This is a genomic window from Parvibaculum sp. (genome assembly GCF_040882025.1).
Lineage (GTDB): Bacteria > Pseudomonadota > Alphaproteobacteria > Parvibaculales > Parvibaculaceae > Parvibaculum.
In genome coordinates, this window is record NZ_JBBECC010000030.1 from 1 (window position 1) to 7,366 (window position 7,366).

General features: G+C 65.0%; 8 protein-coding genes. 5 read left to right on the forward strand and 3 right to left on the reverse strand.

The window, feature by feature from the left end:
- Positions 1-184: 184 nt before the first annotated feature.
- From WEB61_RS02140 to murI, 5 genes are all read left to right on the forward strand, one after another.
- Positions 185-1,516: an EAL domain-containing protein gene (locus tag WEB61_RS02140; protein ID WP_368062685.1), complete on the forward strand. Its 1,332-nt coding sequence runs from the start codon at positions 185-187 to the stop codon at positions 1,514-1,516.
- An 83-nt stretch (positions 1,517-1,599) separates the two neighbouring features.
- Positions 1,600-2,457 carry a 2,3,4,5-tetrahydropyridine-2,6-dicarboxylate N-succinyltransferase gene (gene dapD / locus WEB61_RS02145; protein WP_368062686.1) on the forward strand — a complete coding sequence of 286 codons (858 nt, stop codon included), beginning with the start codon at positions 1,600-1,602 and terminating at the stop codon, positions 2,455-2,457.
- A 46-nt stretch (positions 2,458-2,503) separates the two neighbouring features.
- Positions 2,504-3,682 (forward strand): succinyl-diaminopimelate desuccinylase, encoded by a 1,179-nt coding sequence (gene dapE / locus WEB61_RS02150; RefSeq protein WP_368062687.1) that lies wholly within the window; start codon positions 2,504-2,506, stop codon positions 3,680-3,682.
- Positions 3,683-3,692: 10 nt separating this feature from the next.
- On the forward strand, positions 3,693-4,295 hold the full coding sequence (locus tag WEB61_RS02155; protein WP_368062688.1) for a hypothetical protein: 603 nt from the start codon (positions 3,693-3,695) through the stop codon (positions 4,293-4,295).
- Positions 4,292-5,116 carry a glutamate racemase gene (gene murI, locus WEB61_RS02160; protein ID WP_368062689.1) on the forward strand — a complete coding sequence of 275 codons (825 nt, stop codon included), beginning with the start codon at positions 4,292-4,294 and terminating at the stop codon, positions 5,114-5,116. The genes WEB61_RS02155 and murI overlap by 4 nt, the downstream gene beginning before the upstream one ends.
- A 121-nt stretch (positions 5,117-5,237) precedes the next feature.
- Here murI and truA read toward each other — a convergent pair whose 3' ends face one another.
- From truA to def, 3 genes are all read right to left on the reverse strand, one after another.
- Positions 5,238-5,975: a tRNA pseudouridine(38-40) synthase TruA gene (gene truA / locus WEB61_RS02165; RefSeq protein WP_368062690.1), complete on the reverse strand. Its 738-nt coding sequence runs from the start codon at positions 5,973-5,975 to the stop codon at positions 5,238-5,240.
- Positions 5,975-6,907: a methionyl-tRNA formyltransferase gene (fmt, locus tag WEB61_RS02170; protein ID WP_368062692.1), complete on the reverse strand. Its 933-nt coding sequence runs from the start codon at positions 6,905-6,907 to the stop codon at positions 5,975-5,977. The genes truA and fmt overlap by 1 nt, the downstream gene beginning before the upstream one ends.
- 36 nt (positions 6,908-6,943) lie before the next feature.
- Positions 6,944-7,366, reverse strand: a 423-nt coding sequence (gene def / locus WEB61_RS02175; RefSeq protein WP_368062691.1) for a peptide deformylase, incomplete at its 5' end; no start/stop codon positions are given.

Below are 7,366 nucleotides of genomic sequence, written 5' to 3' on the forward strand. Positions count from 1 at the left end.
CCCTTCCGCGGGCTTGCGCCCGCTCCCTCCCTCTCCCCGTTGGGGAGAGAGGGAAGGGGCCCGCCGATGCGGCAAAGCCGTGTCGGTGGGAAGGGTGAGGGGGCGCCGCGTGGTTAACCGTTTCTCAAGGGCTCCGGCATAGGGTGAACAACGAGTGAATTTCCGGGGAAACGGGGGCCTTTCCATGTCGTCGAAGAAGCATTCCGCCGCCACGCTGCTTTATGTGCTGCCGTCGATCGGGCTCGCTTTCGGCGCGATCGAGATTTTCGGCTTCGATCCGAAGCTGGCCGCTCTCGCGGGTCTCATCGCCTGCCTGCTCGGCGCGGAAGCGCATGCCGCGATTTCACGCACGGTCGAGCGCCGCCAGGTACGCAAGGAACTGCAGGAACTGACCAGCCTTGCGGCCGGATTGTCGCGCGATCTCGACGACGCGGCCGACAAGATCGTCGAAATGGAAGAGCGCTTCGAACGCGAGACGAGCGAGCGCATGGAACGCATCTTCTCGGAAATCCGCGTCATCGAGAGCCTCGTCAAGCGGCTCGCCGAAACGCGCGCGGCGAGCGCCGCGGCGGCGGCCATCGAAGCCTCGGCACCCGTTGTCGAAACACAGGTCAGCGAAGTCCTTGTCAGCGAAGCGCCGGCCGCCGACGCGCCGCCGGCCCTCGCCGAAACGCGCATACCCGACAGCGACGTGCCGCCGCCGGAGCCGACACGCGGCGTCGGGCAGATGGACGATACCGAATTGCTGGACGCGATCCGCCGCTCGCTCGAAACCAACCGCGTCGATCTCTATTTGCAGCCGGTGGTCAGCCTGCCGCAACGCAAGGTGCTTTATTACGAAGGGCTTTCGCGGCTCCGGACCGACCGGGGCGAGCTCATCATGCCGCGCGACTACATGCGCGTCGCCGAGCCCGCCGGGATGATGCCCGCTGTCGACAACATCCTTCTCTTCCGCTGCATCCAGGTCGTGCGCAAGCTCGCGCAGCGCAACAGCAAGGCCGGCGTCTTCTGCAACATCTCGGCCTTCTCGCTGCTCGATTCCGATTTCTTTCCGCAATTCATCGAATACATGCAGCACAACAAGGATCTGGCGCAGCATCTGATTTTCGAATTCAGCCAGATGACGGTGAACGGCGCCGGGCCCGTGGAAGAGGCGAGCTTCGAGGCGCTGGCCGCCCTCGGTTTCCGTTTCTCGATGGACCAGGTGACGAGCCTCAAGCTCAATCCGAAGGCGCTGCATGACGGCAATTTCCGCTTCGTCAAGGTCTCGGCGCAGACGCTGCTCGACGGGCGGCAGATGGCGTCGGGCGATATCGACGCGGGCGATCTGAAGGAACTGATGCGCCGCAACGGCATCCAGCTCATCGTCGACAAGGTGGAGGCCGAGCGCGAGGTCGTCGACATTCTCGATCTCAATGTCGAACTCGGTCAGGGCTTCCTCTTCGGCGAGCCCCGGCCGGTGCGCGAAAGCGTGCTGCGCGAGGAAACGCCGTCGCTTTCGATCGCGGCGGATTGAGGCCCAATTTCCATCCCGGTTGACAGGGTGAGGCCGGGGGGTATCTTCCCCCGGCCCCGCCTTGCCATGCCGAGAGGAACCCCATGAGCCTTGCCGACCTCAAGCCCGTCATCGAGGCCGCTTTCGACAATCGCGACGCCGTCAATTTCGAGACCAAGGGCGAGGTGCGCGAGGCCGTGGAGGCGGCGCTCAACGCGCTGGACAGCGGCGCGGCGCGCGTTGCCGAAAAGTTCCCAAAGGATCTTGGGGACGAATGGGTGGTGCATCAATGGCTCAAGAAAGCCGTGCTGCTCTCCTTCCGCCTCAACGACATGGCGCTGATCGCCGGCGGGCCTGGCACCAACACCAGCTGGTGGGACAAGGTGCCGTCGAAATTCGCCGGCTGGAGCGAAGCCGAATTCCGGAAGGGCGGCTTCCGCGCCGTGCCGGGGGCCGTGGTGCGCCGCTCGGCCTATATCGCGCCGGGCGTCGTCCTGATGCCGTCCTTCGTCAATCTCGGCGCCTATGTCGATGAGGGGACGATGGTCGATACCTGGGTCACCGTCGGTTCCTGTGCACAGATCGGAAAGAACTGCCATTTGTCGGGCGGTGTCGGCATCGGGGGCGTGCTGGAACCCTTGCAGGCCAACCCCGTCGTCATCGAGGACAATTGCTTCATCGGTGCGCGCTCGGAAGTGGTCGAAGGGGTGATCGTCGGCGAGGGGGCGGTGCTCTCGATGGGTGTCTTCATTTCGGCCTCGACCAAGATCATCGACCGGGCGACCGGCGAAGTTCATATCGGCAAGGTACCGCCTTATTCGGTTGTCGTGCCGGGTTCGCTGCCGGGCAAGCCCAATTCGGACGGGTCGCCTTCGCCCTCGCTCTATTGCTGTGTCATCGTCAAAACGGTCGATGCTCAGACCCGCTCCAAGACCGCGATCAACGAACTCCTGAGAGACTAGGCGGGTTCATTTGACGGCGCGGCGGGCGGCGGGCTACCAAGGTGCCATGACCCAACCCGCCCTTCCCTATGACCCGCTCGGCATCGCCGTCGACCTCATTCGCTGTCCGAGCGTGACGCCGGCCGATGCCGGTGCGCTCGCCGTGCTGGAACGCTATCTGGCGCCGCTCGGCTTCACCTGCGAGCGGATGCGCTTTTCGGCCGAAGGCACGCCCGATATCGACAATCTCTATGCGCGGCTCGGCAGCGGGCAGCCTCATTTCTGTTTTGCCGGCCACACGGATGTGGTGCCTGTGGGCGAGGCGTCGGCCTGGACGGTCGATCCTTTTGCGGCGGATGTGAAGGCGGGGCGGCTTTACGGACGGGGCGCCGCCGACATGAAAAGCGCCATTGCCGCTTTTGTCGCGGCGGCGCAGCGGGTGGCGGTGGACGGCTTTCAAGGCTCGATCAGCCTGCTGATTACCGGCGACGAGGAAGGCCCCGGCATCAACGGCACGAAGAAGATGCTGGAGCGGCTCGCGGCGCGCGGCGAGACGATCGATCATTGCCTGGTCGGCGAGCCAACCTGCGTCGAGCGGCTCGGCGACACGATCAAGGTCGGGCGGCGCGGCAGCATCAATGGCTGGCTGACGGTGACGGGCACACAAGGGCATGTCGCCTATCCGCAGCTTGCCGACAATCCGGTGCCGACGCTTCTCGAAATGCTCCGGCGGCTCGACGCGCATCTGCTCGACGAAGGAACGGATCATTTCCAGCCTTCCAATCTTGAAGTGACAACCGTCGATGTCGGCAACACGGCAACGAATGTCATTCCGGGGTCGGCGCGGGCGACCGTCAATATCCGCTTCAACGATCTTCATACAGGCGCCTCGCTCGACAAGTGGATGCGCTGCGTGCTCGACACGGTGACGGCGGAGATGGGCGGCAGCTACACGTTCAAGACGAGCGTTTCGGGCGAGGCTTTCATCACCGAACCTGGCGCCTTTTCGGCGCTGATCGCGGAAGCGGCGAAGGAAGTGACAGGCATTACGCCCGAGCTTTCGACAACCGGCGGCACGTCGGATGCGCGCTTCATCCGCGCCCATGCACCGGTCGTCGAATTCGGGCTGACCAACCAGACGATGCACAAGGCCGACGAGAATGCCGGCGTCGACGACATCGCGCGGCTTGCCGACATCTATGAAACGGTACTGCGCGGCTATTTCGCCGGGCGGGCCGGCGCATGACGAGGGCGGCGTGACCAGCCTCAACGAAATCACAAGCGGGCTGACCGGCGCCTGGCGGATCGTCAAGCGCGAGGACAGCGCGCGCGACTGTTTCGACCTTTCGGCCGACGGGGCGTTGCGCTCCTTCACGGGCCTCGCGCTTTCGATTCCGGTCCTCTTCTTCACCGCGGCCGCCCTGTGGCAGATCGCGCAAGCGGAGCCGGGCATTGTCCTGGAGACCTCGCTCGGCGCCTTCATCGCCATCGAGGTCGCCGCCGCGCTGATCTACTGGGCGATGTTCCTTTCCGCCATGCTGCGCATCGCGCGCGTGCTCGGTCTCGGCGCCAACTACACCGCCTATCTCATCACCTATAATTGGGGCGTGCTGCTGACATCGGCCGCTTTCGCGGTGCCGCTCATCCCCTTTTCGCTGGGCCTTCTGCCGGGTGTCGGCGCGATGCTGCTGTCGCTGCCGGCGCTGGCGCTGCTCGGCTGGTATCGCTGGCAGATCGCGCGCAGCGTGCTCGGCGCGGAAGCGGGCCCGGCAGCGGCGATCCTGGCTTTCGATCTCGTGTTGAGCCTCACCATCGACCAGCTGCTGGGGGGATTGTTTCTGACCGGGGGCCTTGCGTGAGCGACAACAGACCGATCGGCGTTTTCGACAGCGGCATCGGCGGCATTACCGTGCTGAAGGCGCTCAGGGCGCGGCTGCCGCATGAGGATCTCGTCTATCTCGGCGATACGGCGCGGCTGCCCTATGGCACCAAGAGCGCGGAGACCGTGACCGCCTATGCGACGCAGGCGACGAGGCATCTGTTGACGCATGACGTCAAAATGATCGTCATCGCCTGCAACACGGCGTCGGCCGTCGCGATCGAACCGCTGACCGCCGCGCTTGCTCCCATTCCCGTTATCGGCGTGATCGAGCCCGGCGCGAAGGCGGGCGTCGCGGCGACGAAGAGCGGGCGCATCGGCGTTATCGGCACGGAGGCGACGGTCAAGGGCGGCGCCTATATGCGCGCGATCCATGCGCTGGCGCCCGCTGCACATGTGACACAGGCACCTTGCGGGCTGTTCGTGACGCTGGCCGAGGAAGGCTGGGTCAGGGGCGAAGTCGCGGAGGCTGCGGCGAAACGTTATCTGGCGCCGCTCTTCAAGGGACGCAACGCGCCCGACACGCTGGTGCTCGGCTGCACGCATTTTCCGGTGCTGGCGCGCGTCATCGGCAAGGCGGCGGGCAAGAGCGTCAAGCTGGTCGACAGCGCCGCGACGACCGCGAAGGCCGTCGAGGCGGCGCTTGCCGAGCGCGGACTTGCGGCGCAGCGGCGCGGCAAGGGCAAGACGCGCTTCATGGCAACCGACAGCGCGGAGCGCTTCGCGCGGGTGGGCGGGATTTTCTTCGGCGAGACGATCCGCGCGAAGGATGTCGAGCTGGTGGATATCCGGCCGGGCTGACTCCCTACATCGTCATTGCGAGGAGGCGCAGCCGACGAAGCAATCCAGCCTTCAATGTGCGGCTTTCTAGATTGCTTCGCTTCGCTCGCAATGACGGTTCAAAGAAATGCGAGGACGGACGTCAGTAATCCACCTGTAGCAGGTAAAGCCCATCCGGCGGTGCGACGGGACCACAGGCGGCGCGATCCTTCGCGACCAGTGCCTTTTCGACGTCGTGTTTCGTCCATTTGCCTTCGCCGACCATTTTCAGCGTACCGACGAAAGAACGCACCTGATTGTGCAGGAAGCTTCGCGCGCGGCAGGTGACTTCGATTTCCTCGCCGTAGCGCGACACCGAAATCTCGTCGACCGTCTTGACCGGCGATTTCGCCTGGCATTGCACCGAGCGGAAGGTCGTGAAGTCGTGATTGCCGACCAGCGCCTGCGCCGCAGCGTGCATCGCCTCGGCGTCGAGCGGTTTGTGGACCAGCCACGCCTGGCCGCGATCGAGCGTCAACGGCGCGCGACGGTTGACGATCCGGTACATATAGTGGCGCTTCACGGCGGCGAAGCGCGCCTCGAATGTATCGGCGACCGGCAGGACCGCGATAATGGCGACAGGATGGGGACGCATATGCGCGTTGACCGCGTCGCGCAACGTGTCGGGCACAACACCGTTCGCCAGATCGACATGGGCGACCTGTCCGAGCGCATGAACGCCGGCATCGGTGCGGCCCGCGCCATGGACCTTCACGTCTTCGCCGCAGAAGCCCTTGAAACCGGCTTCGATGACATGCTGCACGGAGAGGCCATTGGTCTGCGCCTGCCAACCGACAAATGGCGCGCCGTCATATTCGATGGTGAGCTTGTAGCGCGGCATCAGAGGACGCTCTCGCCGACGCCCAGAGGAAAGCCGCGCAGGAATTCGCGCGCATTGACGGGGGACTTGCCGGCGCGCTGCAGTTCGGCGATTTCGAGGGCGCCCTGCCCGCAGGCGATGACGATCGTGTCGCCGGCGGACAGCACGTCGCCGGGTTTGCCGGATTTTCCGACGGGCCTTGCGCGGAGGATTTTGATGCGGACGGTCTCCTTGCCGCGCGTTATCTCGAAGAAAGCGCCGGGTGCCGGCGTCAATCCGCGAATGTGGCAATCGAGTTCGCCGGCGGGACGCGACCAGTCGATGCGGGCCTCGGCCTTGCCGATCTTCGTTGCATAGGTGACGCCGGTTTCGGCCTGCGGCGACGCATCGAGCGCGCCGCGCGACAGAGCCGCCAGCGCACGAACCATCAACGAGGCTCCGATATGCGAGAGCCTGTCATGCAGGCGGCCCGACGTATCGTCGGGCGTGATCACCACATGCTCGGCCAGCAGCACGGGACCGGTGTCGAGACCTTGCTCCATCTGCATTACCATGACGCCGGTTTCGGCATCCCCCGCCATGATGGCCCGCTGCATGGGCGCGGCGCCGCGCCAGCGCGGCAAGAGCGAGGCATGCAGGTTGAGGCAACCGAGACGCGGTGCCTCGAGCACCGGTTTGGGCAGGATGAGACCGTAGGCGACGACGACCGCGACATCGAGATCGAGCGCGGCGAAGGCCCGTTGCTCGGCTTCGCCTTTCAGCGAGGCGGGCGTGAAGACGGGAATGCCCTGCTCTTCGGCAAAGCGATGCACCGGCGACAGTTGCTCGGCCATGCCCCGGCCGGCCTTGCGCGGCGGCTGCGCGTATACAGCGACCACCTCGTGGCCGGCGGCCAGAATCTCGGCGAGAACCGGAACCGAGAAATCGGGCGTGCCCATGAAGGCGAGGCGCAATCTATCCATTGCGCGCCTCCGGCGGGTGGGCGGCGCTCAAGCCGGTTCCTTTTCCTGCAGCTTCTTCTGCTTGATCAGTTTTTTCAGCATCATCGAACGCTTGACGCGCGAGAGATGGTCGATGAAGAGGATGCCCTTCAGATGATCCATTTCGTGCTGCAGGCAGGTGGCGAGCAACTCGTCGCATTCCTCCTCGCGAATCTCGCCCTGATAGTCGAGATAGCGCACACGGCAGCGCGCCGGGCGCTCGACTTCCTCGTAAAGATCGGGAACCGAGAGGCAGCCTTCCTCGTAGATCGCCGTGTCGTCCGAGGCCCAGAGAAGCTCCGGATTGACGAAATAGCGCGGCTCAGGCTTTTCGCCGTCCCGCGCCAGATCCATGACGATTACCGCTTTCGGCACACCGACCTGCACCGCCGCGAGCCCGATGCCGGGCGCGGCATACATGGTCTCCAGCAT

Bases quoted from the DNA above. Each gene is read 5' to 3' on its own strand.
- WEB61_RS02140 (WP_368062685.1), top strand. From the start codon at position 185: ATGTCGTCGAAGAAGCATTCCGCCGCCACGCTGCTTTATGTGCTGCCG.
- dapD (WP_368062686.1), top strand. From the start codon at position 1,600: ATGAGCCTTGCCGACCTCAAGCCCGTCATCGAGGCCGCTTTCGACAAT.
- dapE (WP_368062687.1), top strand. From the start codon at position 2,504: ATGACCCAACCCGCCCTTCCCTATGACCCGCTCGGCATCGCCGTCGAC.
- truA (WP_368062690.1), bottom strand. From the start codon at position 5,975: ATGCCGCGCTACAAGCTCACCATCGAATATGACGGCGCGCCATTTGTC.